Genomic DNA, 22,753 nt, shown 5'->3' on the forward strand with positions numbered 1-22,753 from the left:
TCCGGTACGAAGTTTGTGTGAATGGTGCACGCGCTCCCCAAGCTGGCGGGGTTTCCAAGGGCCGGGAGCGATGCGCGGAAGAGGTGTCGATGCCCACATTCTCACGCAGCCTCGAACAGTCGCTCCATCGCGCTCTGGCCCTCGCCAACGAACGCCATCACGAGTACGCGACCCTCGAGCATCTGCTTCTCTCTCTCGTGGACGATCAGGACGCCGCGGCCGTCATGCGGGCCTGCAACGTCGACATGGAGAAGCTTCGTCGCAATCTCATCGAATACGTGGATACGGAGCTGGAAAATCTCGTCCAGTCCGGCTCCGATGATTCCAAGCCCACCGCCGGCTTCCAGCGCGTTATCCAGCGCGCGGTGATCCATGTGCAGTCCTCCGGCCGGGAAGAGGTGACCGGGGCCAACGTGCTCGTCGCCATCTTCGCCGAGCGCGAGAGCCACGCCGCCTATTTCCTGCAGGAGCAGGACATGACGCGGTACGACGCGGTCAACTACATCTCCCACGGCATCGCCAAGCGCTCCGGCATGTCCGAGAGCCGCCCCGTGCGCGGCGCCGACGAGGAGACCGAGACCAAGTCCGGCGACGACAAGCAGAAGAAGGCCGACGCCCTCGACGCCTATTGCGTGAACCTCAACAAGAAGGCGCACGAGGGCAAGATCGATCCCCTCATCGGCCGCGACCTCGAGATCACCCGCACCATCCAGGTGCTATGCCGCCGGCAGAAGAACAACCCGCTGTTCGTGGGCGACCCGGGCGTGGGCAAGACCGCCATCGCCGAGGGCCTCGCCAAGCGCATCAATGATGGCGACGTGCCGGAGGTGCTGGCCACGGCCACCGTCTTCGCCCTCGACATGGGCGCGCTGCTCGCCGGCACCCGCTATCGCGGCGACTTCGAGGAGCGCCTCAAGCAGGTGGTGAAGGAGATCGAGGCCTATCCGAACGCGATCATGTTCATCGACGAGATCCACACGGTCATCGGTGCCGGTGCGACCTCCGGCGGCGCCATGGACGCCTCCAACCTGCTGAAGCCGGCGCTCGCCTCGGGCAGCCTGCGCTGCATGGGCTCGACCACCTACAAGGAATACCGCCAGTATTTCGAGAAGGATCGGGCGCTGGTGCGCCGGTTCCAGAAGATCGACGTGGCCGAGCCGTCTGTCGCCGACGCCATCGAGATCCTCAAGGGCCTCAAGCCCTGCTTCGAGGACTATCACAAGCTGCGCTACACCAACGAAGCCATCAAGGCGGCGGTGGAGCTGTCGGCCCGCTACATCCACGACCGCAAGCTCCCCGACAAGGCGATCGACGTGATCGACGAGTCCGGCGCGGCGCAGATGCTGCTGCCCGAGGCCAAGCGCAAGAAGACCATCGGCCTGAAGGAGATCGAGGCCACCATCGCCACCATGGCGCGGATCCCGCCCAAGACCATCTCGAAGGACGATGCCGAGGTGCTGGCCACCCTGCGCACCACGCTCAAGCGCGTGGTCTACGGGCAGGACAAGGCCATCGACGCCCTCGCCGCCTCCATCAAGCTGGCTCGCGCGGGCCTGCGGGAACCGGAGAAGCCCATCGGCTCCTACCTGTTCTCCGGCCCCACCGGCGTCGGCAAGACGGAAGTGGCCAAGCAGCTCGCCTCGGTGCTTGGGGTGCAGCTGCTGCGCTTCGACATGTCGGAGTATATGGAGCGCCACACGGTCAGCCGCCTCATCGGCGCGCCTCCCGGCTACGTGGGCTTCGACCAGGGCGGCCTGCTCACCGACGGGGTGGACCAGAACCCGCACTGCGTGCTGCTGCTGGACGAGATCGAGAAGGCCCATCCGGACCTCTTCAACATCCTGCTGCAGGTGATGGACCACGGGAAGCTGACCGACCACAACGGCAAGCAGATCGACTTCCGCAACGTGATCCTCATCATGACCACCAACGCGGGCGCGGCGGATCTGGCGAAGCCCGCTTACGGCTTCACCCGCACCAAGCGCGAGGGCGACGATTCGGAGGCCATCAACCGGACCTTCGCGCCGGAGTTCCGCAACCGTCTCGATGCGGTGATCCCGTTCGGCCACCTGCCGCCCGAGGTCATCACCCAGGTGGTGGAGAAGTTCGTGCTCCAGCTGGAGGCCCAGCTGGCGGACCGCAATGTCACCATCGAGCTGTCCGACGAGGCGGGGACGTGGCTGATGGAGCGCGGCTACGACGAGCAGATGGGGGCGCGGCCCATGGCCCGCGTCATCCAGGAGTTCATCAAGACCCCGCTCGCCGACCTCGTCCTGTTCGGCGCGCTGAAGAATGGCGGCCATGTCCGCGTGGTGGTGGAGGGCGAGGGCACGGACTCGAAGCTCGGCTTCGAATTCCCCGAAGGCCCCGTCACCCCCAAGCCGGACAAGATCGCCCCGGAACCGGCCAAGCGCCGCAAGCCTGCGGCCAAGGCGAAGGCCTCGCGGCCCGGCCCCAAGGGTCCCAAGAGCGGGCCGAAGGGTCCCAAGTCAGGCGGTCCCGCGGGCGGCCCTGGCCGCGGGAGCCCGGTGCCCAAGCTGCCGCTGGTGAAGGCCTGAGCGCCCGACCAGCACCCAACAAAAGAAAGAGGCGGCTTCGGCCGCCTCTTTTCGTTTCGGGGCTCGGCATCACGTTGCTCCCTCTCCCGCTTGCGGGGGAGGGATGGGGAGGGGGAACGGGGGAGGGGAAACGGGGGAGGGGGAGAGGCGTCGGGCCAAAATGGGACGGGCGGGTGAGGTGACGCGATGCGGCACAGCCGATTTTCTTCATGTCGCCGGTCGGGCAGCGCCATCTTTCTCCCTGCCGGGTGCGGCGACGCGAAGAAGAGAGCTTCCGCCTATTCCGCCGCCTCGTTCTGCTTCAGGCTACCGCCGTGGATCTGCTTCAGCTTGGCCTTCAGGTCGGCGGGCGGCGGGGCATAGATGAAGCCGAAGGAGACGCAGCCCTCCTTGCCGTCCACCGCATGATGCAGCCGGTGGGCCTGCACCAGGCGCTTGAGATAGCCGTTGCGCGGCACGTAGCGGAACGGCCAGCGCTGATGGGTGATGCCATCGTGCACGAAGAAATAGAGGAAGCCGTAGACCGTCATGCCCACGCCCACCCACAGCAGCGCCCCGCCATTGCGGAAGGCGTAGATAAGGGCGATGGCGATGCCGGCGAACAGCAGCGCATAGAGGTCGTTGCGCTCGAAGATGCCTTCGCGCGGCTCATGGTGCGACTTGTGCCAGCCCCAGCCGAAGCCGTGCATGACATATTTGTGCGCGGCCCAGGCCACCCCTTCCATGGCGGCGACCGTGGCGATCACGATGAGCGCGTTGACGAGGAAGGCGAGGGTGGTGGACATGATGTTCCCATCGGCTGCGGCCGGCGTGGGGCCAAACGCGCCCAGCGGCAGGGTGGATATACAGCATCCGCCGGCGCGCCGCGCCCTGTGGCAGATCAATCCTGCGTACGGTTTCTTTCCGCGCTTTCGTTTCACGCTTTCGTGCCACGCGGGGCGCTCGCGCCAGCTTCAACTGGCGGAAATCGGTCCATGCGCAGAAAATGCCACAAGCAGACCGCACAGGCATGTCCCGCGAACCGGCCCGGCCGGAAGCGCATGGAGGAGGCCACCCCATGGATCGCAACCAAACCATCGACCGCAAGCACACCTTCGGCCCTGAAGAAATCGAGGCCCGGCTGAAGGCCGACCTGCCCCACTGGCGCTTCGAGGACGGCTGGATCCGCCGCACCTACAAGACCCACAGCTGGAAGGGCACGCTGATGGTGATCAACGCGGTGGGCCACCTGGCCGAGGCGGCCTGGCACCATCCCGACCTCACCGCCTCCTACGCGTGGGTGGAGGTGCGCCTCATGTCCCACGACGCCAAGGGCATCACCGTGCGCGACTTCGCCCTGGCGCAGAAGATCGAGGAGGTGGTGATGTGGCAGCCGGGCCTTGAGCCCGACGCCCCGCTGGAGGGCACGCCCCAGCATGATTTGCGCTTCTCTTATCTGAAATACGATTGAGGGGCGGTGCTGTAGCCGGTTGAGGCAGGGTTCTTGCTTGGGCACGCTGTCGCGATGGGAGCCGGCTTCGGCCGGGCTCGTATGTCGCCCAATCCGTTGCTTGGCCGCCGGCGTGTGCCGGCGCCGGAGGTGCCATGTCCCAACCTGAGCCAGAACGGTCCGAGGACAGCGTCACGCCGGACTTCGCGCCCTTGGATTTTTCCGGTGCGTGCCTCGTCGCAACACCTGAGCCGGCGCTCGCGCCTGCGGAACCTGCGCCCGCCCTGGACCCAGCCGCCGTCGCGGACCTGCTGGTCGCCCACTCCTTCGGCGATACGGCGGTGCTGCTGCCCTCGGCGGCCACCGCGCGGCGGGTGATCCTCGACACTATCCGCACCCAGCACCGCATCGCCGGCCGGCCCAAGCGGCGGGAATTGCTGGTCTGCGCTGGGGATGCGCCCTTGCCGCCGGAATTTTCCGGCGACGCGGAGGTCAGCCGCATGCCCGATGAGATCGGGGCGCTCCGCGCCGTCATCGGGCCCAAGACGGCGGGCCTGTTCGTCGCGCCGGTGCGGCTTGCGGCCGGCATCGAGATGCTGCCGGGGTCCTTCCTGGCCGAACTGCGCGAGACGGCGGACGAATACGGCCTCGCCCTCGTCTTCGACGAGACCGACGCCGGCCTCGGGCGCACCGGCATGGCCTTCGCCCATGAATGGACCGGCGTGACGCCGGACCTCATGCTGGTGGGGGAGGGCGCCGGCCTGCCGCTGGCCGCCCTCGTGCTCACGGCGAAATGGGCGCGCGGCCTGCCGGCCTCCCTGCCCGTGGCGGGGGAAGAGGCGCTGGCCACGGCGGCGCAGGTGCTGGAAACCGCCTTCGCCGCCGGCTTCGAGGGGCGGGTGCAGGGTCTCGGCTGGCTTTTGGAAGACCGCCTCGCGACCCTGCGCTACCAGCGGGCAGACCTCTTCTCCGGTCTTGTCGGCACGGGGCTGATGCAGGGCCTCGTCTGCACCGGCCCGGCCGAGGCGCTTGCGGAACAGCTGGAGCAGCGGGGCGTGACGGTGCGCGACCTGGGCGCGGTGCTGGCTTTCCTGCCGCCCCTCGACGTGACGGAGGCGGAGATCGCCGCGGTCGCCGATCGGCTCGACGAGGTGGTGGCCGGAATGGCCCACGAGCAGGCGTGAGGCGGAGCCGGGGCGCGTCACGGGAGGACCTGCCCGCCTGATCCCAATTGACAACCGGCCCGGTCAGTAGGCCAATTCTGAAAGCGCCGCCATGGCGGGACCAGGAGCGGAAGGCCAGGGGGCCGGGCCGATGGCATTTCTTGCTGGAATTGCCGAACAGAGCATTATCGCCTTCGGGCTGCTGTTGCTTGCGGTCCAGGTCGTCGCCCACAGGATCGGCATCTGGATGGGGCGGCGCGCAAAGGCCCAGGCGACGACGCAGATGGAGGGCGTGAGCGTGGTCGTCGGCGGCATGCTGGCCCTGATGGCCTTTGTTCTGGCGCTAACCCTGTCCTTCGCCAACACAAGGTTCAGCGAGCGCCGCACGGGAACGCTCGCCGAGGCCAACGCCATCGGCACCGCCTGGCTGCGCGCCAAGGCCGTGGGAACGCCCCGCGCCGAGGAGATCGCAACCCTCTTGGAGCAATACGCGAGGGTCCGCGCGGACTTCGTGATGGCCGGCATCGACGTGGCGCATCTCGATGCGCTGAACCAGAAGACCAGCGTGCTGCAATCGGCCCTATGGGGGCATGTGGCGGCCATCGTCCGCGAGCAGCCCAATCCGGTGTCGGCCTTGCTGATGGCTGCGCTCAACGACGCGTTCGACATGGCTACCGCCGAGCGGTTCGCCATGGAGACGAAGTTTCCACCGCAGCTGTTCTGGCTCTTGATCACCATGACGCTGCTGAGTACGGGGGCGGTCGGCTACCAGCTCGGGCTCAGGGAGAAGAGCCAGCGCATGCTCGTGGTGCTGCTGATGCTCATGTGGACGGTCGTGATCGTTGACATTCTGGACCTCGCGGCGCCGCGCCTCGGCGAATTCCGCACGAGCGCTGCGCCCTACGAGTGGACGATCCAGGGCTTTTCCGGGGGCTTGGTCATCCCGCCCGCGCCGTGAAGGCTGGCCCGGGCAGGGCGGGTGCAGCGCAGGTTCCCCGATCAGGCGGCTTGCTCCGATCGGGTCGACCCTCAGAACCCCACGGCGGTGCCGGAGAGGTCGTAGGGTCCGGCCGCCTCGATCTTCACGGTGGCGATTTCGCCCACGCGCAGGGGGCGGCGGGAGAATATCCTCACCGTGCCGTCGATCTCCGGCGCGTCGCCCTTGGTGCGGCCGATGCCGCCTTCGGCCGTCACGGCATCGATGATCACGCTCTGCCGGGTGCCCACCTTGCGCTTGAGGCGCCGGGCCGACACCTTCTGCTGGGTGCGCATGAAGCGGTCGTAGCGCTCGGCCTTCACCTCGTCCGGCACGGCGCCGTCCAGCGCATTGGCATCGGCCCCGCGCACCGGCTCGAACTTGAAGCAGCCGGCGCGGTCGATCTCCGCCTCCTCAAGGAAGGCGAGCAGTTCGGCAAACTCCGCTTCGGTCTCGCCGGGGAAGCCAACGATGAAGGTGGAGCGCAAGGTGAGGTCCGGCACCGCCGCGCGCCATGCCTTTATGCGGCTGAGGGTCTTTTCCTGCGAGGCCGGGCGCTTCATGCGCTTCAGCACGGTGGGGCTGGCATGCTGGAACGGGATGTCGAGATAGGGCAGCACCTTGCCGGCGGACATCAGCTCCATCACCTGATCCACATGCGGGTAGGGGTAGACATAATGCAGGCGCACCCATGCCCCCAGATCCCCCAGCGCGGCGGCGAGATCGAGGAAGCGGGCGGCCACCTCCCTGTCGCCCCAGGGGCTCGGGGCATAGCGCAGGTCCACCCCATAGGCCGAGGTGTCCTGCGAGATGACGAGCAGTTCCTTCACGCCCGCTTTCACCAGCCGCTCGGCCTCGCGCAGCACGTCCCCCGCCGGGCGCGAGACCAGGTCGCCGCGCAGCTTGGGGATGATGCAGAAGGTGCAGCGGTTGGAGCAGCCCTCGGAAATCTTGAGATAGGCGTAGTGGCGGGGCGTGAGCTTCACGCCCTCGGCAGGCACGAGGTCGAGGAAGGGGGCGTGGGCCGGCGGCACCGCCTCGTGCACGGCGGCGAGCACGCTCTCATATTGCTGCGGGCCGGTGATGGCGAGGACGCTCGGGTGGACCTCGCGGATCTGCTCGGGCTCGGCGCCCATGCAGCCGGTGACCACCACCTTGCCGTTCTCGGCCAAAGCCTCGCCGATGGCGTTGAGGCTTTCCGCCTTGGCGCTGTCGAGGAAGCCGCAGGTGTTCACCACCACGAGGTCGGCGCCCTGGTGGGTTTTCGTCAGCTCATAGCCTTCCGCGCGCAGCCGCGTGACGATGCGTTCTGAATCCACCAGCGCCTTGGGGCAGCCCAGCGAGACGAAGGAGATGCGCGGCGCGGGCCTGGATGGCGCGGGTTTCAGGACGGTGTCGGCCATGGGGCGGGCGGGTTTCTCTTGGGCGGGTTTTGCTGGCGGCAGAATTGTAGCTGTGCGAAGGGCTGGCGCGTAGCCGAGCGCCCGTGCCCCGTCAATCCCGCGACTTTGTGGCCGAAGGAGGGTGCGGGGGCGCGGTTCGTGCCCCGGCCGACTGGAGCGTCAGCGCAAGGAGAGCCGGGGTCCAGCGCAAGACTCCTGCGCAGCAGGCAAAATCCACGGCGCCCAAGGGGTTCGGAAGCGCCTTCGGCGGTCTCCTGCGCTGGACCCCGGATCGCATTCCGCTTGCGCTGCATGCGTCCGGGGCACGCGAGCCCTCACACCGGCTTGATCAGCACATGCTTTTTCTTGCCCAGCGACAGCTTCACCACGCCTTCCGGCGTCAGCGCGGTAAGGTCCAGCGTCGCCTTCTCGTCGGTGACAGTCGCATCGTTCACCTTCAGGCCGCCGCCCTTGATCTGGCGGCGCGCCTCGCTGGTGGAGGCGACGAGGCCGGCTTCCACGAAGGCATTGGCGACGCCAAGGCCCGCCGCCAGTGTGGCGCGGGGCACTTCCACCGTGGGCAGGTCCACCGCCAGCGCGCCGTCGGCGAAGGTGGCGCGGGAGGTCTCCTTCGCCTTCTCGGCGGCCTCGCGGCCGTGGAGCAAAGCGGTGGCCTCGGTGGCGAGCACCTCCTTGGCGAGGTTGATCTCCTGCCCCTGAAGCGCGGCGAGGCGGGCGATCTCGTCCAGCGGCAGCTCGGTGAAGAGCTTCAGGAAGCGCTCCACGTCCGCATCGCCGGCATTGCGCCAGTACTGCCAGTATTCATAAGGGCTTAGAAGGTCGGCATCGAGCCACACCGCGCCGCCGGCGGTCTTGCCCATCTTGGCGCCGGACGAGGTGGTGAGCAGCGGCGTCGTCAGCGCGAACAGGTCGGCGCCGTGCATGCGGCGGCCCAGTTCCATGCCGTTGACGATGTTGCCCCACTGGTCCGAGCCGCCCATCTGCAGGATGCAGCCGTGGCGCCGGTTCAGCTCCACGAAGTCGTAGGCCTGCAGGATCATGTAGTTGAATTCGAGGAAGGTGAGCGGCTGCTCGCGCTCCAGCCGCAGCTTCACCGAATCGAAGGTGAGCATGCGGTTGATGGTGAAGTGCGGCCCCACCTCGCGCAAAAGCGGGATGTATTTCAGCTCGTCGAGCCAGGCCGCATTGTTCTCCATCTTCGCGCCGCCCTCCAGATCGAGGAAGCGCGCGAACACCTTGCGGATGGAGGCGATGTTGTCCTCAATCTGCTGGTCGGTCAGCATCTTGCGGGCCTCGTCCTTGCCGGACGGGTCGCCGATCTTGGTGGTGCCGCCGCCCATGAGCGCGATGGGATTGTGTCCCGTGCGCTGGAGCGTGCGCAGCATCATGATGGACAGCAGGTGCCCGGCATGGAGGCTGGAGGCGGTGGCGTCGAAGCCGATATAGGCGGTGATCGGGCCTTCCGCGGCCTTGGCGTCGAGACGCTCAAGGTCCGAGCACTGGTGGATGTAGCCGCGCTCGGACAGGGTGCGCAGGAAGTCGGAGCGGAAGGTCTGGGAGGTCATCGCTTTGATCGGTCTTTTGGATCGGTCTTCTGGAACGGTCATGAGGCCGGCGCTCACGCGCCGGAAAGGTGCGGTGGTGTATCAGGTCCGGCGCAAGATTGCATAGGGCACGATTGCAGGGGGTGAGCGGATGCGCGTGGTGGGCCTGATGAGCGGCACGTCCATGGACGGCATCGACGCCGCCCTGATCGATACCGACGGCGAGGAGGTGCAATGGCTCGGCGCCGCGCTCACCTTGCCCTATGATGCGCAGACGCGGGCGCTGCTGGTTCAGGCCATGGAGGATGCGCGCGGCATCAACCATCGCACCGACCGGCCCGGCGTGCTGCGGGAAGCCGAAATCCGCATCACCGACCTGCACGCGCAGGCGGTGCGCCAGCTTCTGGAGCAGTTGCGCCTCACCCCCTCCGACATGGACCTCGTGGGTTTCCACGGCCAGACCGTGCTCCACCGGCCCGACGCCCGGCTCACCGTGCAGATCGGCGCGGGAGAGCGGCTGGCGGCAAGCCTCGGCGTGCCGGTGATGGCGGATTTCCGCGCCGCTGACGTGGCGGCGGGCGGGCAGGGGGCGCCGCTGGTGCCGGTGTTCCACCGCGCGCTGGTGCGGCGGCTCGCGCTGGCCCATCCGGTGGCGGTGCTGAATGTGGGCGGGGTGGCCAATGTCACCGTTCTGGACGGCGACGCGCCCCCGGTTGCCTGCGACACCGGGCCGGGCAATGCGCTGATAGACGATTTTCTCTTCGCCCGCACGAAAGTGCCCTTCGACGCGGACGGCGGCACGGCGGCGCGCGGCCGCGTGGACGAGGCGCGCATTGCCGAGGTTCTGGCGCACCCCTTCTTCCGCCAGCCGCCGCCCAAATCGCTGGATCGCAACGATTTCCGCGTGTTCGTGGGCGAGCGCATGGGCCTGGCGGGCATGGGGCTGGAGGATGGCGCGGCGACGCTCACGGCGCTGACGGCGGCGACGGTGGCGGCGCTGGTTGAGCTGTTGCCCCGGCCGCCGGCAAGCTGGATCGTCGCCGGCGGTGGCGCGCGCAACCCGACGCTGCTGGCCATGCTGGCGGCACGGCTGGGGGCGGACGTGCGCACGGCGGACACCGTGGGCTGGTCGGCCGACGCGCTGGAGGCCCACGCCTTCGGCTATCTCGCCGCCCGCGCCTTCAAGGGCCTGCCGCTGACCTTCCCCACCACCACCGGCGCACCGGAGCCCATGACCGGCGGGGTGCTGTTTCGGCCGTGAAACGCAAACGGCGCGCCTTCGGGGCGCGCCGTTGAAGCGGAGCGAAGCCGGGAAAGGCTCAGGCGGCGCTGTCCTTGCTGTCCTTGCGGGTGCCGGGCAGGCGCTTGTCGAGATAGGTGCCGACCACGCCCATCAGGTCCTCGGTCTTGCCGTCGAAGAAGTGGTTGGCGCCGGGCACCACCTGCTGCTCGATGACGATGCCCTTCTGGGTCTTCAGCTTTTCCACCAGCGTCTGCACCGCGGACGTGGGCACCACCGCATCCTTGTCGCCATGGACGAACAGGCCCGAGGACGGGCAGGGCGCGAGGAAGGAGAAGTCGTAGAGGTTCGCCGGCGCGGCGATGGAGATGAAGCCCTCCACCTCCGGACGGCGCATGAGCAACTGCATGCCGATCCAGGCGCCGAAGGAGAAGCCGGCGATCCAGCACGCCCGCGCATCCGGATTGATGGACTGGGCCCAGTCGAGCGCGGCCGCGGCATCGGACAATTCGCCGGTGCCGTGGTCGAACGACCCCTGGGAGCGGCCGACACCCCGGAAATTGAAGCGCAGCACCGAGAAGCCACGGTTCGCGAACTGGTAATACAGATTGTACACGACAGGATTGTTCATCGTCCCGCCGAACTGCGGGTGCGGATGAAGAATGATGGCGATAGGCGCATTGCGGGTCTTGGCGGGCTGGTAGCGGCCTTCAAGGCGCCCCTTTTCGCCGGGGAAGATCACTTCTGGCATGGAAGTTTTACAACCTCTGGGTGGCAATGACGCACAGGATGAAGCGGAACCTGTCCGAAAGTCGCGGCTCTCGGGGACGAACCCGCTTGCATCACCCTAACGACTTGACGCCGAAACGGTAATGCTTGACTTACAGATCGGAACGACCTATTTATTTAGAATAATTCTAATCTGTTCCTGCCGGCTGCGCAAACCGTAGGGCGCTGCAATGCGGGATCGGGTGAAGTTTGAGCTATGACCGAGATTGCCGGCAATTGCAAGTCTGGCGCGGGTCCGGAGCGTGTTTCGCGCAAGGGACCGGGAGGCGGAGATGAGCGCGGGCGGCATCCTGGCACCGCAGGATCCCAGGTCGCAAGATCGGTCTGAGGTCGGGGCAACTGCGCCCGCGGCCAACGCCGCTGCACGCCGTGTCTACCTTGATCACAATGCCACGAGCCCTCTGAGAAACGAGGCGCGTGCCGCCCTGCTCGCGGCGCTGGAGGGTGTGGGCAACGCCTCGTCCGTTCATGCCGATGGCCGCGCCGCCCGGGCGCGGATCGAGGCGGCGCGGGCGGATGTGGCGCGCCTCGCGGGAGCCTCGCCGCGCGGCGTGGTCTTCACCTCGGGCGCCACGGAGGCGGCCGCGCTGGCGCTGCATCCGGCGGTGGAGATGGCCGGCCGGCCGAAGCCCTGCGACGTGCTGCTCATGAGCGCGGTGGAGCATCCCGCGGTGCTGCGCGGCCATCGCTTTCCCGCCGCGGCGGTGGAGGTGCTGCCCGTGGACGGCGCGGGCCGTCTCGATCTCGGCGCGCTGGAGGCGACGCTGGCCCGCCATGCCGCCGCAGGCCGGCGGGCGCTTCTGGCGCTGATGGCGGCCAACAACGAGACCGGCGTGGTGCAGCCGGTGGCGCAGGCCGCGCGCCTCGTAAAGGCGCACGATGGCGTGGTGTTCTGCGACGGGGTGCAGGCTGCGGGGCGCCTGCCGCTGGACATGGCGGCGCTGGGCGTGGATTTCCTCAGCCTCTCCGCCCACAAGATGGGCGGCCCGCCGGGCGCCGGGGCGCTGGTGGCGGCGGGGCCGGATGATCGCACGCCGGCCCTCATCGCCGGCGGCGGGCAGGAGCGCAACCGCCGTGCGGGCACCGAGAACGGCCCGGCCATCGCCGGCTTCGGCGCCGTCGCCCGCGTGGCGTGCGTGGAACTGGGCGCGGAGGCGTCCCGGCTCGCCGGACTGCGCGATGTGCTGGAACGGGAGGTGCTGGCCGGCGTTCCCGATGCAGGGGTCATCGCTTCCGGCGCAGAGCGGCTGCCCAATACCAGCATGCTCACGTTTGCCGGACTTCGGGCCGAGACACTGGTGATCGCGCTCGACCTTGCCCACGTAAGTGTCAGTGCAGGCTCCGCCTGCTCGTCGGGCAAGGTGGGCGCCTCCCACGTGCTTTCGGCGATGGGCGTCCCCGAGGCGCGGGCGGCGGGCGCCATCCGCCTCTCGCTGGGCTGGTCGAGCACGCAGCAGGATGTGGACGAGGCGGTGGCGGCCTTGCAAAAGGTGGTGCCGCACCTGAGAAGCCGCGCGGTACGCGCGGCGTAGAAGCAAAGAGCCGGAAGCCGCGCGGTACGCGCGGCGTAGAAGCAAAGAGCCGGAAGCCGCGCGGTACGCGCGGCGTAGAAGCAAAAAGGCCGGAAGCCGCGCGGTACGCGCGGCGTAGAGGCAGAGATTGAGGGACCCGCGCGGTATGCGCGGCTTAAGATGCAAGACGTGAACTTGACCCGCGGGCCTTGACCCCGCGCGGGAGAGGAGAAGAGAAGATGCCTGCGGTTCAGGAAACGGTTGAACGCGTCCGCGCGCTCGATGTGGACCAGTACAAGTACGGTTTCATTACGGATATCGAGAGTGAGAAGCCCCCCAAGGGCCTCTCCGAGGATACCATCCGTTATATCTCCGCCAAGAAGAACGAGCCCGAATGGATGCTCGAATGGCGGCTGGAGGCCTATCGGCGCTGGCTCACCATGGAGGAGCCCACCTGGGCGCGGGTGAGCTATCCGCAAATCGACTTCCAGGCCTATTATTATTATTCGCAGCCCAAGGCGGGGCCGAAGTCCATCGACGAGATCGATCCGGAAATTCTCAAGACCTACGAGAAGCTCGGCATTCCGCTGCGCGAGCGCGACGCCCTGCTGGGCATCGAGAGCACCGGTGGCTCGAAGGTGGCGGTGGACGCGGTGTTCGATAGCGTGTCGGTGGCCACCACCTTCAGGGCGGAACTGGCCAGCGCGGGCGTGATCTTCATGCCCATTTCGGAAGCCATTCGCGAGCATCCCGAACTGGTGAAGACCTATCTCGGCTCGGTGGTGCCGGTGTCGGATAATTTCTACGCCACGCTGAATTCGGCGGTCTTCTCCGACGGGTCGTTCGTGTACATCCCCAAGGGCGTGCGCTGCCCCATGGAGCTTTCCACCTACTTCCGCATCAACGAGCGCAACACCGGCCAGTTCGAGCGCACCCTCATCATCGCCGACGAGGGGGCCTATGTGAGCTATCTGGAAGGCTGCACCGCGCCCCAGCGCGACGAAAACCAGCTGCACGCCGCCGTGGTGGAGCTGGTGGCGCTGAAGGATGCCGAAATCAAGTATTCCACCGTCCAGAACTGGTATCCCGGCGACAAGGATGGCAAGGGCGGTATCTATAATTTCGTCACCAAGCGCGGCGACTGCCGGGGCGACAATTCCAAGATTTCGTGGACTCAAGTTGAGACCGGATCGGCCATCACCTGGAAGTATCCGAGCTGCATCCTGCGCGGCGACAACTCGCAGGGCGAGTTCTATTCCATCGCCATCTCCAACGGCTACCAGCAGGTGGACTCGGGCACCAAGATGATCCATCTCGGCAAGAACACGTCGAGCCGCATCATCTCCAAGGGCATCGCCGCCGGCCATTCGGAGAACACCTATCGCGGGCAGGTCTCGGCCCACAGGAAGGCGACCGGCGCGCGCAACTTCACCAATTGCGACTCGCTGCTCATCGGCAACCAGTGCGGCGCGCACACCGTGCCGTACATGGAGGCCAAGAACGCCTCGGCCCAGTTCGAGCACGAGGCGACCACCTCCAAGATCTCCGAGGACCAGTTGTTCTACTGCCTCCAGCGGGGCCTTTCGCAGGAAGAGGCGGTGGCGCTCATCGTCAACGGCTTCGTGCGCGACGTGCTCCAGCAACTGCCCATGGAGTTCGCCGTGGAGGCCCAGAAGCTCATCGCCGTGAGCCTTGAGGGGAGCGTGGGGTAGCGGCTCGCCGCCGCTTCGCGCGCCGCCAAGGCCGCTTTTCCCGTGCGTCATGGCCGGCCTTGTTCCTGAAATCGGCTGTTGCCGATTTCAGTTTCGAGAACGGAACCCGGAAGTATCCGGGTTCCGGCCATCCACGCGGCGGGGTTCGCACAGGTTTCGCCGCACCTGCACGGTCGGCACGGCGTGGATGCCCGGGACAGGCCCGGGCATGACGGCTGGTTCGAGATGGACCGCCGCGCCGGAACAGCTCAAGGACGAAGACACATGCTCGAAATCAAGAATCTCCACGCCCGCATTGGCGACAACGAGATCCTCAAGGGCCTCACCCTCACCGTTCCGGCGGGGGAGGTGCATGCCATCATGGGGCCGAACGGCTCCGGCAAGTCCACCTTGTCCTATGTGCTCTCGGGCAAGCCGGACTATGAGGTCACGGAAGGGTCGGCCACCTTCAACGGCCAGGATATCCTCGCCCTCGCGCCGGAAGAGCGGGCCGCGGCGGGCGTGTTCCTCGCTTTCCAGTATCCCATCGAGATCCCCGGCGTCGCCAACATGCAGTTCCTGCGCTCCGCCATGAATGCGCAGAAGAAGGCGCGCGGAGAGGAGGAAATCTCCACCCCCGACTTCCTCAAGCTGGTGCGCCTGAAGGCCCCGGACCTCGGCATCACCCAGGACATGCTGCGGCGCGGGGTCAACGTGGGGTTCTCCGGCGGTGAGAAGAAGCGCAACGAGATCCTGCAGATGGCGCTTTTGGAGCCCAAGCTGTGCATCCTCGACGAGACCGATTCCGGCCTCGACATCGATGCGCTGAAGGTGGTGGCGCAAGGGGTGAACGCCCTGCGCGCGCCCGACCGCGCCATGCTGGTCATCACCCATTACCAGCGCCTGCTCGACCATATCGTGCCGGACGTGGTGCATGTGATGCACAAGGGCCGCATCGTCCGCTCCGGCGGCGCCGAGCTGGCGCTGGAGCTGGAGGAATCCGGCTATGCCGCCTACGGGCAGGATGCGGCGTGAGCGGCGCCATGAACATCCCCGTCCGTCCCGCCCGCACAGCGGCGGAAGATGCCATCGCCGCAACACTCCAGGCCCGGCTCCAGGCACGGCTCGACGCCGCGGCGGGGCAGGGGGGCCTCGACGGGCGCCTCGGCGAGCTGAGCGCCGATGCCCTTGAGGCCTTCCGCGCCCACGGCCTGCCCAACCGGCGGGTGGAGGAATGGAAATACACCGACCTGCGCGCCGCCGTTCGCGCCTTCCCCCCGCTCGCCACCGCCCCCACGGCCGCGGACGAGGCGGAAGCCACCTTCCGGGCGCTGGACGTGCCCCATGCGGCGCGCTTCCTGTTCGTGAGCGGGATGCTGGCGCGCGGGGCCTCCGACTTCGCCGGCCTGCCCGCCGGGGTCAGCGCCCGGCCGCTCGACACGGCGACGGCGGTGAACGATCCGCTGCTGGACCGCATCGGCTCGCTGCCGCCGGATCGCTACGACGGCGCGCTGGCGCTGAACACCGGCTTCCTCGGCGAGGGGCTGGTGGTGAAGGTGGAGGCGGGCACCAAGGTCGCCAAGCCGGTGCATCTGGCCCACGTCTTCCCGGCGGGCGAGGCCGTGGCCGGCTTCACCCGCACCGTGGTGGTGGTGGGGGACGGCGCCGAGCTGACGCTGGTGGAGAGCTTCACCGGCCGCGAGGGCGTCGCCTACCAGGCCAACCACGCCATGGAACTGGTGGTGGGCGACGGCGCCACCGTCAACCTGGTGCGGCTCCAGGAGGAGGGCGCGGCGGCGCTTCACCTCGGCACGCTCATGCTTGAGCTGGGCCGCACGGCGAAGCTCAACGTGTTCTCGCTGGTGCAGGGCGCGGCGCTGTCGCGCCATTCGGTCTATGGCCGCTTCCAGGGCATCGGCTCCCATCTGGGGGTGCGGGGCGCGACCCTGCTGAAGGGCCGCCAGCACGCCGACACCACCATGTTCATCGATCATGCGGTGGCGGGCTGCGAGAGCCGGGAGCTGTTCAAGACCGTGCTTTCGGACGAGGCCCACGGCGTGTTCCAGGGCAAGATCGTGGTGCGGCGCGATGCCCAGAAGACCGACGGGCGCATGATGAGTCAGTCGCTGCTGCTGAGCGACGGCGCGGAGATGGACAACAAGCCCGAGCTTGAGATCTTCGCCGACGACGTGCAGTGCGGCCACGGCGCCACGGTGGGCACGCTGGACGACAAGATGCTGTTCTACCTGCGCTCGCGCGGCCTGCCGCTGAAGGAGGCCGAGCGCCTGCTCATCCAGGCCTTCGTGGGCGAGGCCGTGGAATTTGTGGAAGACGAGGCCCTGCGCGAGGTCCTCGTCGCCCGCATGGTGGCGTGGCTGGAGAAGCGGGCGGCGTAGCGCGTGGTATCGACGGCCTCCCTCTCCCGCTTGCGGGGGAGGGCCGGGGAGGGGGTCCCCGGTTGGGCCATATGCGCCGGATTGGGCGCGAGGCGCGGATGCCTTCCCCCTCCCAACCCTCCCCCGCAAGCGGGAGAGGGCTTTGCCGGCAAGCTTTAGCGAGGACCTTTCGCCATGACGCTTATCCACCCCGCCGTGCGCAATGGCGGCTTCGACGTGGAGGCCGTGCGGGCCGATTTCCCGGCGCTGTCGCTGGAGGTGAACGGCTATCCGCTCACCTATCTGGACAATGCCGCCTCCGCCCAGAAGCCGCGGCAGGTGATCCAGCGCATGGTGACCGTCTATGAGCGGGAATATTCCAACGTCCATCGCGGCCTGCACTATCTGGCCAATGCCGCCACCGAGGCCTTCGAGCAGGCCCGCGAGAGCGTGCGCGGCTTCCTGAATGCGGCGTCCGTGGACGAGATCATCTTCACCCGCTCGGGCACCGGGGCCATCAACACGGTGGCGAGTTCCCTCGGCCAGTCGATCCAGCCGGGCGACGAGATCGTGCTCTCCATCATGGAGCACCATTCCAACATCGTGCCGTGGCACTTCCTGCGCGAGCGCAAGGGCGCGGTGATCCGGTGGGCGCCGGTCACCGAGGACGGCGCGTTCGACTTCGAGGCGTTCAAGGGCCTGCTCTCCGAGCGCACGAAGATCGTCGCCATCACCCAGATGTCCAACGTGCTGGGCACGGTGACGCCCATCAAGGAGATCGCGGCGGCGGCCCATGCGGTGGGCGCCAAGGTGGTGGTGGATGGCTGCCAGTCCATCGTCCACATGCCGGTGGACGTGCGCGACCTGGACGTGGATTTCTTCGCCGTCACCGGCCACAAGCTCTATGCGCCCACCGGCGTCGGCGTGCTCTACGGCAAGCTGGACCTGCTGGCGCAGATGCCGCCCTATGAAGGCGGCGGCGAGATGATCCGCGAGGTCACGGAAGATGACGTGACCTATGGCGTGCCGCCGCACCGATTTGAGGCTGGAACACCTCCAATTGTTCAGGCCATCGGGCTCGGCGCGGCGGTGGAGTATGTGAACTCCATCGGCCGCGAGCGCATCGCCGCCCACGAGCACGAGCTCTCCGTCTATGCCCACGAACGCTTGGGGGCGCTCAATTCCCTGCGCATCATCGGGACCGCGCCGGGCAAGGGCGCCATCATTTCCTTCGAGATGAAGGGCGCCCATCCGCACGATGTGGCCACCGTCATCGACCGCTACGGTGTTGCAGTGCGGGCGGGCACCCATTGCGCCCAACCGCTTTTGGCCCGATATGGTGCAACAGCGACGTGCCGCGCATCCTTTGCCCTTTACAACACGCGCGCCGACGTGGACCGTCTGGTGGACGCCCTCGTCAAGGCGCAGGATTTGTTCGCATGACCGAGACGAAGACCACCGAGCAGGCGAATGCGCCGCAGATCAGCTCCTCCATTGCCGAGGCGGAGCTGGAGCGCCTGACCGACAGCATCGTCGGTGCGCTGAAGACCGTCTATGACCCGGAAATCCCGGTGGACATCTACGAGCTGGGTCTCATCTACAAGGTGGACATCGCCGACGACCGCACGGTCGCGGTGGAAATGACGTTGACCACCCCCAACTGCCCCGCCGCCGCCGAGCTGCCGGGCATGGTGGAAAACGCCGTGGCGTCGGTGCCGGGCATTTCCGATGTGAAGGTGGATATCACCTTCGACCCTCCGTGGGACCAGGGCCGCATGTCGGAAGAAGCCCGCGCCACCCTCAACCTGTGGTGAGATGACCATGGGCGGCGCGCCTTCCGCTCCGCCGCCCAGCCGCCCGCCCCCTTTGGGCCGGGTGGTGGAAACCGGCCTCTACGTGGATGACCTTGCGCGTGCCACCGCCTTCTATGAGGGCGTGCTGGGCCTCGTGCCCATGCTCGCCGACGCGCGCTTCGCCGCCTATCCGGTGGGCGACACGGTGCTGCTGCTGTTCAAGCGCGGCACGGCGGACGAAGAGATAGCGCTGCCGTTCGGCGGCGCCATTCCACCCCATGACGGCGCCGGCCGCCTGCACTTCGCCTTCGCGGTGGCGGCGGCTGATATCGAGCTGTGGCGGGCGCACCTTGAGGCCCATGGCGTTGCCATCGAGGGCGAGGTGCACTGGCCCAAGGGTTCCACCAGCCTTTATTTCCGCGATCCGGACGGCAACCTCGCCGAGATCGCCAGCCCGGGCCTGTGGGCGAATTATTGAGGGCCGGGGCGTCGCCGGCCCGTCACGCCGCAGCACTCTCGGCGGTGCAGGCGAAGCGGATCTGCTCCACGTGGCGGTGATCGGTGCCGCAGCAGCCGCCCAGCACGGTGAAGTGCGGCATGCGGCTGCGCAACTCGCCATAGAGCCGGCCCAGTTCCACCGGATCGCCGGCATCGAGGTCCGGCGAGGCGTCGAGTTCCGCGTGGCTGCGCCGCGAGGCGTTGGCCCTCAGGCCCCTCAGGCGCTGCATCCAGTCGGCCCCCGGCTCCAGCACATGGGCGAAGTGGGCGGGGTGGGCGCAGTTGATGAGGTAGTAGGCCGCCGCCCCGCTGGTGGCGGCATCGGTCTCGCGGATCGCCTCCTTCAGCGTCTGGCCCGAGGGCAGGCGGCCGTCGGTCTCCAGGGTGAAGGAGATGGCGACCGGCAGCCCCGCCGCCTCAGCCGCCCTGACGATGCCGATGGCCTCGGCGCAATAGGTGAGGGTATAGGCCGTCACCATGTCCGCGGAGGTCGCGGCATAGATGCCGACCTGCCAGGCGTGGTAATCACGCGCCTCGTCCGGCGTCATCATCGCCCCGGCGATATAGCCGTCGCCGCGCGGGCCGACGACGCCCGACACCACCATGGGCGAGAGGGGCGTCTCGTGGCGCGCGCGCATCTCTTCCATGAGCGCGATGCCGCGCCGGTTGACCTCGGCGAGGGCATCGCGGGACAGCCCCATCCTCGCGCCCCAGTCGGGGTTGGAGCGCCAGTTCGGGGAATCGAGCACGAAGCCGAGCCCGGCGGCGGCCGCCGTGCCGGCATAGTGGTCGTAATAGGCGCCGAGGCGCTGGGTGCCGTCCGCGTCCTTGAGGAGGTCGGCGGCGGCGAAGAAAGGCAGATCAATGCCCTGATGGAAGACGAGGGTGGTTTCCAGCCCGCCATCCATCAGGAACAGGCGGCCGGCCAATTGCGGCAGGGCCGCGCGATACTTGCTCATGGCGATCTCCGACGAGACGAGAGCGGCGTCGGCGGTATCCAAATGAACCGAACGCCGGCGCCGCGATGGACCGGAACATGCGTCTGCGCGCACCCAAGTTCTACGCCACTCGCGGTCAAGCACGATGGAAATCGTGCCAAGTCATTCGGCTGACTTTCATTTTCGTTGTGCGCCGAACTCCATCCCCATGCCCCAAGGGAATGGTATCTTGATGTCAACTGTACTTATGGTACATCAAACCCATGCTGGAGCAGGCACCGAGACGGGGCAGCGACACGCGCGAGCGGCTCTTGGCCCTCGCCGAGGAAGCCGTGTTGGCGAAAGGCTTCGCGGCGACCTCCATTGAGGAGCTGATCGCGGCGGTGGGCATCACCAAGAGCGGTTTCTTCTACCATTTCAAGGACAAGTCCGAACTCGCCAAGGCCATGATGCTGCGCTATCTCGAGCGCGACCGGGCCTTGCTCGACGATCTGTTCCGGCGTGCCGACGAACTGAACGAAGATCCGCTCCACGGCCTGCTCATCGCCCTGAAGCTGTTCGCGGAGATGATGGCCGAGCTGCCGGAGGCCCATCCCGGCTGCCTCGCTGCCTCCTTCTGCTATCAGGACCAGCTCTTCAACCGCGAAATCCGGGACCTGAACGCCCAGGGCATGCTGGAGTGGCGCACGCGGTTCCGCGCACGGTTCGAGCTGATCGCGCGCACCCATCCCCCGCGGGAGGCGGTGGACCTCGACGCGCTCGCCGACATGCTCGCAACGGTGGTGGAAGGCGGCCTGGTGCTGGGACGCGCGTTGCGCGATCCGTCCATCCTGCCGCGGCAGGTCCTCCAGTTCCGCGCCCATGTGCGGCTGCTGTTCGCCGGGGGTGAGGCGCGGTCGGGATAAGGGGCCGGCTAAAAGAAAAAGGCGAGGCCTGGTGGCCTCGCCTTGTTCAATCCACGGCGTCCTGCGCGACCTGCGGATCTTAGTCCGCTTTGAAAGCCACGCGGCCAAGCCGCACTGCCGATTCCGTATGCGCCAAGTGGTGGATCGCCAACGCGTGGGATGCACCAACAGGCGGCTGTCGGCCGGCTTTTTTCAATTCCTCCCGAGACCCGGACCGCGTTCACCGTCCATCTGGCCGGCCGGTGACGATCCCCTTTCTTGTGCGAGATCAAAATAGAACAAGAATCTGTCGTTTGTCATCCTTGCGCCGCAATAAGTTGTTCGCTGCAATGCGGTATGGTTCTGGCGCACCGTGTTTCGCATTCCAAAGGCGCATGGCTACCTCCGCGAAGGTCCGCGCCGTTGGAGCGCCGAAAAACGGGATGGCGCATACGCCCACAAGTTCGCGGTGCGCACCGGCGGGCGCGTGCTCCTTGGGCCATGCTGCTGCGGAAGCGGCGCGCGCGGCACCGTCGTGGCCTGCCGGCCCTTGTGTTTTGGTTCCCCTTCCGCTTTCACTCGCGCCGACTTCGTTCCCAGGTTTGAGATCCAGAGCCCGCCGATGCGCCTGTCCCGCTATTTTCTCCCCATCCTGCGTGAAGTGCCCAAGGAGGCGGAGATCGTCTCGCACCGCCTGATGCTCCGCGCCGGCATGATCCGGCAGGAATCAGCCGGCATCTACGCGTGGCTGCCGTTCGGCCTCAGGGTGCTCAACAAGGTGTGCAACATCATCCGCGAGGAGCAGAATCGCTCCGGCGCCGTCGAGATGCTGATGCCCACCATCCAGTCGGCGGACCTGTGGCGCGAGAGCGGGCGCTACGACGACTACGGCAAGGAAATGCTGCGCATCAAGGACCGCCACGAGCGCGAGATGCTGTTTGGCCCTACCAATGAGGAGATGATCACCGAGATCGTCCGGGCCTATGTGAAGTCGTACAAGGCGCTGCCGCTCAACCTCTACCATATCCAGTGGAAGTTCCGGGACGAGGTGCGCCCGCGCTTCGGCGTCTACCGCTCGCGCGAGTTTTTGATGAAGGATGCCTATTCCTTCGATCTCGACGCGGCCGGCGCCCGCCATTCCTACAACAAGATGTTCGTCGCTTATCTGCGCACCTTCGCAAGGATGGGGCTGAAAGCGATTCCCATGGTGGCGGACACCGGACCCATCGGCGGCAACCTTTCCCACGAATTCATCATCCTCGCCTCCACCGGGGAGAGCGAGGTGTTCTGCCACGGCGACTATCTGGAGATGGCGCCGCCCTCCGCCGACGTGAATTTCGACGACGCGGCCGGCCTCCAGTCGGTGTTCGACCGGTGGACGAAGCTCTATGCCGCCACCTCCGAGAAGCACGACGAGGCTGCGTTTGCCGCCATTCCGGAGGCGAGCCGCATGGCCGCCCGCGGCATCGAGGTGGGGCACATCTTCTATTTCGGCACCAAATATTCCGAGCCCTTCGGCGCCAAGGTGCTGGGGTCGGACGGGGCCGAGCACACCATCCACATGGGCTCCTACGGCATCGGCCCCTCGCGCCTCGTCGCCGCCATGATCGAGGCCAGCCACGACGACAACGGCATCATCTGGCCGGACGCGGTGGCGCCGTTCCAGGTGGGCATCCTGAACCTGAAGGCCGGCGACAGCGCCACCGGGGCCGCCTGCGAAACGCTTTACGCGGAATTGACCGCCGCGGGCTATGACGTGCTGTACGACGACACCGAGGAGCGGGCGGGCGCGAAGTTCGCCACCGCCGACCTCATCGGCCTGCCGTGGCAGATCCTGGTCGGGCCGAAGGGCCTCGCCGACGGCAAGGTGGAACTGAAGCGCCGCGTGGACGGCTCCCGGGAGCTGATCGCGCCCGGCGACATCCTGGAGAGGCTGAAGGCATGAGCGTCACCGGGTCCAC

The 22,753-nt window shown here is 67.4% G+C and carries 19 protein-coding genes; 14 read left to right on the top strand and 5 right to left on the bottom strand.

Features of this window, described 5'->3' with window-relative positions; translation table 11 throughout:
- The first annotated feature begins 89 nt into the window (after window positions 1-89).
- On the top strand, window positions 90-2,558 hold the full coding sequence (clpA, locus tag V5F48_RS06550; RefSeq protein ID WP_394258041.1) for an ATP-dependent Clp protease ATP-binding subunit ClpA: 2,469 nt from the start codon (window positions 90-92) through the stop codon (window positions 2,556-2,558).
- Between the two features lie 278 nt (window positions 2,559-2,836).
- Here the strand turns inward: clpA and V5F48_RS06555 are convergent, their stop codons facing one another.
- Entirely contained in the window at window positions 2,837-3,343 is a 507-nt protein-coding gene (locus V5F48_RS06555; RefSeq protein WP_394258042.1) for a sterol desaturase family protein, read from the bottom strand.
- Between the two features lie 272 nt (window positions 3,344-3,615).
- Here V5F48_RS06555 and V5F48_RS06560 point away from each other — a divergent pair, with 272 nt between their 5' ends.
- The 3 genes from V5F48_RS06560 (at window position 3,616) to V5F48_RS06570 (ending at window position 6,108) form a co-directional block, all read left to right on the top strand.
- Entirely contained in the window at window positions 3,616-4,008 is a 393-nt protein-coding gene (locus tag V5F48_RS06560) for a 4a-hydroxytetrahydrobiopterin dehydratase (protein ID WP_394258043.1), read from the top strand.
- A 134-nt stretch (window positions 4,009-4,142) separates the two neighbouring features.
- The gene (locus V5F48_RS06565) at window positions 4,143-5,171 is read left to right on the top strand and encodes an aminotransferase class III-fold pyridoxal phosphate-dependent enzyme (protein WP_394258044.1); all 1,029 of its coding nucleotides are present in this window, start codon (window positions 4,143-4,145) and stop codon (window positions 5,169-5,171) included.
- A gap of 130 nt (window positions 5,172-5,301) precedes the next feature.
- The gene (locus V5F48_RS06570) at window positions 5,302-6,108 is read left to right on the top strand and encodes a bestrophin-like domain (RefSeq protein ID WP_394258045.1); all 807 of its coding nucleotides are present in this window, start codon (window positions 5,302-5,304) and stop codon (window positions 6,106-6,108) included.
- A 71-nt stretch (window positions 6,109-6,179) separates the two neighbouring features.
- On the opposite strand, the gene rimO is transcribed toward V5F48_RS06570, so the two are convergent.
- Together rimO and tyrS are read right to left on the bottom strand one after the other, a co-directional pair.
- Window positions 6,180-7,529 carry a 30S ribosomal protein S12 methylthiotransferase RimO gene (gene rimO, locus V5F48_RS06575; protein ID WP_394258046.1) on the bottom strand — a complete coding sequence of 450 codons (1,350 nt, stop codon included), beginning with the start codon at window positions 7,527-7,529 and terminating at the stop codon, window positions 6,180-6,182.
- Window positions 7,530-7,843: 314 nt separating this feature from the next.
- Entirely contained in the window at window positions 7,844-9,094 is a 1,251-nt protein-coding gene (gene tyrS, locus V5F48_RS06580) for a tyrosine--tRNA ligase (RefSeq protein ID WP_394258047.1), read from the bottom strand.
- A gap of 130 nt (window positions 9,095-9,224) precedes the next feature.
- On the opposite strand from tyrS, the gene V5F48_RS06585 reads away from it, so the two are divergent.
- The gene (locus tag V5F48_RS06585) at window positions 9,225-10,334 is read left to right on the top strand and encodes an anhydro-N-acetylmuramic acid kinase (protein ID WP_394258048.1); all 1,110 of its coding nucleotides are present in this window, start codon (window positions 9,225-9,227) and stop codon (window positions 10,332-10,334) included.
- 58 nt (window positions 10,335-10,392) lie between these two features.
- On the opposite strand, the gene V5F48_RS06590 is transcribed toward V5F48_RS06585, so the two are convergent.
- Window positions 10,393-11,064: an alpha/beta hydrolase gene (locus tag V5F48_RS06590; protein WP_012116441.1), complete on the bottom strand. Its 672-nt coding sequence runs from the start codon at window positions 11,062-11,064 to the stop codon at window positions 10,393-10,395.
- Window positions 11,065-11,374: 310 nt separating this feature from the next.
- Here V5F48_RS06590 and V5F48_RS06595 point away from each other — a divergent pair, with 310 nt between their 5' ends.
- The 7 genes from V5F48_RS06595 to V5F48_RS06625 all read left to right on the top strand — a co-directional run bounded on the left by V5F48_RS06595 (window position 11,375) and on the right by V5F48_RS06625 (window position 18,950).
- Window positions 11,375-12,634: a cysteine desulfurase family protein gene (locus V5F48_RS06595; RefSeq protein WP_394258049.1), complete on the top strand. Its 1,260-nt coding sequence runs from the start codon at window positions 11,375-11,377 to the stop codon at window positions 12,632-12,634.
- 218 nt (window positions 12,635-12,852) lie between these two features.
- Window positions 12,853-14,325, top strand: a complete 1,473-nt coding sequence (gene sufB / locus V5F48_RS06600) for a Fe-S cluster assembly protein SufB (protein WP_394258050.1) — start codon at window positions 12,853-12,855, stop codon at window positions 14,323-14,325.
- A gap of 264 nt (window positions 14,326-14,589) precedes the next feature.
- Window positions 14,590-15,339 carry a Fe-S cluster assembly ATPase SufC gene (sufC, locus tag V5F48_RS06605; protein WP_394108831.1) on the top strand — a complete coding sequence of 250 codons (750 nt, stop codon included), beginning with the start codon at window positions 14,590-14,592 and terminating at the stop codon, window positions 15,337-15,339.
- Window positions 15,340-15,347: 8 nt separating this feature from the next.
- The gene (gene sufD / locus V5F48_RS06610) at window positions 15,348-16,700 is read left to right on the top strand and encodes a Fe-S cluster assembly protein SufD (RefSeq protein WP_394258051.1); all 1,353 of its coding nucleotides are present in this window, start codon (window positions 15,348-15,350) and stop codon (window positions 16,698-16,700) included.
- A gap of 174 nt (window positions 16,701-16,874) precedes the next feature.
- A complete protein-coding gene (locus tag V5F48_RS06615) occupies window positions 16,875-18,122 on the top strand; it encodes a cysteine desulfurase (RefSeq protein WP_394258052.1) in 1,248 nt (415 codons plus the stop codon).
- A complete protein-coding gene (locus tag V5F48_RS06620; protein WP_394258053.1) occupies window positions 18,119-18,493 on the top strand; it encodes an SUF system Fe-S cluster assembly protein in 375 nt (124 codons plus the stop codon). Before V5F48_RS06615 ends, V5F48_RS06620 begins: the two co-directional genes overlap by 4 nt.
- A 7-nt stretch (window positions 18,494-18,500) precedes the next feature.
- Complete coding sequence (locus V5F48_RS06625; RefSeq protein ID WP_394258054.1) at window positions 18,501-18,950, top strand: VOC family protein; 450 nt, start codon at window positions 18,501-18,503, stop codon at window positions 18,948-18,950.
- 22 nt (window positions 18,951-18,972) lie between these two features.
- Here V5F48_RS06625 and V5F48_RS06630 read toward each other — a convergent pair whose 3' ends face one another.
- A complete protein-coding gene (locus V5F48_RS06630; RefSeq protein WP_394258055.1) occupies window positions 18,973-19,929 on the bottom strand; it encodes a homocysteine S-methyltransferase family protein in 957 nt (318 codons plus the stop codon).
- 242 nt (window positions 19,930-20,171) lie between these two features.
- On the opposite strand from V5F48_RS06630, the gene V5F48_RS06635 reads away from it, so the two are divergent.
- Both V5F48_RS06635 and proS read left to right on the top strand, forming a co-directional pair.
- Window positions 20,172-20,813 carry a TetR/AcrR family transcriptional regulator gene (locus tag V5F48_RS06635; protein WP_394258056.1) on the top strand — a complete coding sequence of 214 codons (642 nt, stop codon included), beginning with the start codon at window positions 20,172-20,174 and terminating at the stop codon, window positions 20,811-20,813.
- A gap of 601 nt (window positions 20,814-21,414) precedes the next feature.
- On the top strand, window positions 21,415-22,737 hold the full coding sequence (proS, locus tag V5F48_RS06640; RefSeq protein ID WP_394108824.1) for a proline--tRNA ligase: 1,323 nt from the start codon (window positions 21,415-21,417) through the stop codon (window positions 22,735-22,737).
- Window positions 22,738-22,753: the final 16 nt, after the last annotated feature.

The organism is Xanthobacter autotrophicus ATCC 700552 (assembly GCF_043194565.1).
In the GTDB taxonomy this organism is placed as follows: Bacteria; Pseudomonadota; Alphaproteobacteria; order Rhizobiales; family Xanthobacteraceae; genus Xanthobacter; species Xanthobacter autotrophicus_F.

What these genes read in the sequence shown, in the direction of transcription:
- rimO (WP_394258046.1), bottom strand. Translation starts at nt 7,529, where the DNA reads ATGGCCGACACCGTCCTGAAACCCGCGCCATCCAGGCCCGCGCCGCGC.
- V5F48_RS06625 (WP_394258054.1), top strand. Translation starts at nt 18,501, where the DNA reads ATGGGCGGCGCGCCTTCCGCTCCGCCGCCCAGCCGCCCGCCCCCTTTG.
- V5F48_RS06630 (WP_394258055.1), bottom strand. Translation starts at nt 19,929, where the DNA reads ATGAGCAAGTATCGCGCGGCCCTGCCGCAATTGGCCGGCCGCCTGTTC.
- sufC (WP_394108831.1), top strand. Translation starts at nt 14,590, where the DNA reads ATGCTCGAAATCAAGAATCTCCACGCCCGCATTGGCGACAACGAGATC.
- V5F48_RS06595 (WP_394258049.1), top strand. Translation starts at nt 11,375, where the DNA reads ATGAGCGCGGGCGGCATCCTGGCACCGCAGGATCCCAGGTCGCAAGAT.
- sufB (WP_394258050.1), top strand. Translation starts at nt 12,853, where the DNA reads ATGCCTGCGGTTCAGGAAACGGTTGAACGCGTCCGCGCGCTCGATGTG.
- sufD (WP_394258051.1), top strand. Translation starts at nt 15,348, where the DNA reads ATGAACATCCCCGTCCGTCCCGCCCGCACAGCGGCGGAAGATGCCATC.
- V5F48_RS06570 (WP_394258045.1), top strand. Translation starts at nt 5,302, where the DNA reads ATGGCATTTCTTGCTGGAATTGCCGAACAGAGCATTATCGCCTTCGGG.
- clpA (WP_394258041.1), top strand. Translation starts at nt 90, where the DNA reads ATGCCCACATTCTCACGCAGCCTCGAACAGTCGCTCCATCGCGCTCTG.
- V5F48_RS06565 (WP_394258044.1), top strand. Translation starts at nt 4,143, where the DNA reads ATGTCCCAACCTGAGCCAGAACGGTCCGAGGACAGCGTCACGCCGGAC.
- tyrS (WP_394258047.1), bottom strand. Translation starts at nt 9,094, where the DNA reads ATGACCTCCCAGACCTTCCGCTCCGACTTCCTGCGCACCCTGTCCGAG.
- proS (WP_394108824.1), top strand. Translation starts at nt 21,415, where the DNA reads ATGCGCCTGTCCCGCTATTTTCTCCCCATCCTGCGTGAAGTGCCCAAG.
- V5F48_RS06555 (WP_394258042.1), bottom strand. Translation starts at nt 3,343, where the DNA reads ATGTCCACCACCCTCGCCTTCCTCGTCAACGCGCTCATCGTGATCGCC.
- V5F48_RS06585 (WP_394258048.1), top strand. Translation starts at nt 9,225, where the DNA reads ATGCGCGTGGTGGGCCTGATGAGCGGCACGTCCATGGACGGCATCGAC.
- V5F48_RS06560 (WP_394258043.1), top strand. Translation starts at nt 3,616, where the DNA reads ATGGATCGCAACCAAACCATCGACCGCAAGCACACCTTCGGCCCTGAA.
- V5F48_RS06615 (WP_394258052.1), top strand. Translation starts at nt 16,875, where the DNA reads ATGACGCTTATCCACCCCGCCGTGCGCAATGGCGGCTTCGACGTGGAG.
- V5F48_RS06590 (WP_012116441.1), bottom strand. Translation starts at nt 11,064, where the DNA reads ATGCCAGAAGTGATCTTCCCCGGCGAAAAGGGGCGCCTTGAAGGCCGC.
- V5F48_RS06620 (WP_394258053.1), top strand. Translation starts at nt 18,119, where the DNA reads ATGACCGAGACGAAGACCACCGAGCAGGCGAATGCGCCGCAGATCAGC.
- V5F48_RS06635 (WP_394258056.1), top strand. Translation starts at nt 20,172, where the DNA reads ATGCTGGAGCAGGCACCGAGACGGGGCAGCGACACGCGCGAGCGGCTC.